1 protein-coding gene is annotated in these 2,199 nt (G+C 41.9%); it reads right to left on the bottom strand.

The features are described from left to right. Positions 1-330: 330 nt before the first annotated feature. Positions 331-2,061, bottom strand: a complete 1,731-nt coding sequence (locus BM086_RS20350) for an IS1634 family transposase (protein WP_092332339.1) — start codon at positions 2,059-2,061, stop codon at positions 331-333. Positions 2,062-2,199: the final 138 nt, after the last annotated feature.

Genomic DNA, 2,199 nt, shown 5'->3' with positions numbered 1-2,199 from the left:
TATAATCCCATCTTTGACACCTAAAAAGCCGCAATCCCAGTATACATCTAGGATTCCGGCTTTATTTTTATCTCGTGAAAAGCGTAATGCTGCGTAAACTTGTTAGAAAAGGAAGCCTTGCCTTCGGCAAGCCTCTGAATCTACGTTGCAGCCGGGCATCTATGCCAGGCCTAAGTTCATATCCGCTTGATTACCTTTTTATCATGAGCCATATATCTGTCAAGGCTGCGAAGCACCGCTGCGCGGCTACGGCCTTGACAGATATATGACTCATGAGGACTGTTTGACAAGCGGATATGAACTAAGGGTGTCCGACTAGCGGACCATTTGTTATAACCCTTTAGTTCTTCTGATTATTCCTGCCATTGACTTAGGAGTTATCAGTTCATAGTCAGTCCTGAATCCTACATTTTCATGTAGAGAGTCAGTCAACTGTGTTCTTGTATAGCTTGGTATATATCCGTGTTCTCCGACTTTTCTCATATCCATTTCTCTTAGAGTTTTTATTATCTCTTCACAGGTATATTTATCACCGAGTTTCTTTTCAAGTATCCTATAGATCATAAGCGCTATGAAGCAGGTTAGGAAGTGAGCTTCGATCCTGTCATCCCGTTGCAGATATACAGGTCTTGCTTCGAACTCAGATTTCATTATTCTGAAGGACTCTTCGATTTCCCATCTGTCATGGTTTATCTTTGCTATATCGGCAGGATCGTCATCTAGGTTGGTGCATACTGCATAGAAACCGTCATACCTTGCTTCATCAGCAATGGATGCTTCATCAAGTTCATACATGGCCCTGTTTGCAATCTCTCCATCGTTTGTAAATGGAGTTTTCTTTATGAATCTCTTTGCATCATTCTGTGAGCGTTTGTCAGCTGATGATGGCTTTTCGATGAGCTTTTTTGCTCTTTCTATCTGGCGGCTTCTTACAGTCTGCTGGTATTCTTTGTACTTAAGAGAGTAGGTGACAATAATGGTCTGGTCGAAGGTGATGTCTCGTTCTTCGTCATAACCCTCGATCAGTTTCTGCTTATAGAAAATCTTCTTTCTGTTTTCCGGTGTATCATCAAGCCCTGATATATCATACTTTTTCTTGCTGCCTTCAAGCTCCCAGCCTTTAGGATCGAGACACCAGTCCTTCAGATCTGCTCTAAGCTTTTTTAGCGACTGGGTAGTTATGAAGTTTCTTTCGCCATAATTATTGAACTTCCTGTTCGCATCAGAAGAAAGCCCTGCATCGGTACATACGATGAACTTTGAGAGTTCAAAGTCCCGCATTATCTGCTGCTCCAAAGGCTTTAGAGATAACTGCTCATTCTGGTTGCCGGGATTGATGCAGAATGCAAGAGGTATCCCTGACTTATCCATGAACAATCCCATCTGTACTATGGGATTGGGACGGTGTTCTTTGCTGGGACCGTACTGCTTCAATCCACCTTCATGCTCCATTTCAAAGAAGTAGTTCGTGCAGTCATAGAAGAGGACACCGGTATTTCTTTTCACAAGTTTCTTAGAACGTTTGTAAAGCTCTGCCTGTATCATGTCTGAGTTTTCAGAAAGCGTGGTGAGGGCACGATAAACCTGGTGGAGGTCAAACTGAGGCTCCTCAATGAGTTTCTGAGACTGCTCATAGCAGGAAAGCTTTGATGAGGGGAAGAGTATTCTTCCATAAATAAGTCTTGAGAGTATGTTATCGAGATCATACTCGAAAGAATTCTCTTTCTTTATCTTCCTGCAGATGGAAGGCAGACCAAGCTGATAATATATCTGCTGCAGGAAGAGGTAACCGGCATTGAATGAGAGTCTTTTATCTTTATCGATTACTGCGCTGGTGTTGTAAGAAACAAGTACTTTATGATCTTTGGAGGCAGCCTCTTCACGCTTTCTTTTAATGTAATCAGCAGCCCATGCATCAGCATCAGAAACATGATATTTTTCGCATATTTCCGACGCACTTCCAAGATTTTCAATTATCTCTGTGCTCCTTTTCCCATTCCTTCTTACATCTTGTATCACATGGTAAGTGGGATTTGAGGATTTACCTTTCATTATGCGCATCTGTGGTACCTCCACAACACTTAGTGGTATACTAATATTTTACCACTATATACGCATATACGCAATACACAACATTCAAATTTGCGCAAAAAATAAAGCCATCACTGGCTTCTGAGGATTTTGGGTGTCAAACTTCCG

This window comes from Butyrivibrio sp. YAB3001 (assembly GCF_900112195.1).
Lineage (GTDB): Bacteria > Bacillota > Clostridia > Lachnospirales > Lachnospiraceae > Butyrivibrio.
Note: the sequence above shows the minus strand (reverse complement) of the source record. Positions and strands in the feature narration are given on the sequence as shown.

What these genes read in the sequence shown, in the direction of transcription:
- BM086_RS20350 (WP_092332339.1), bottom strand. Translation starts at nt 2,061, where the DNA reads ATGCGCATAATGAAAGGTAAATCCTCAAATCCCACTTACCATGTGATA.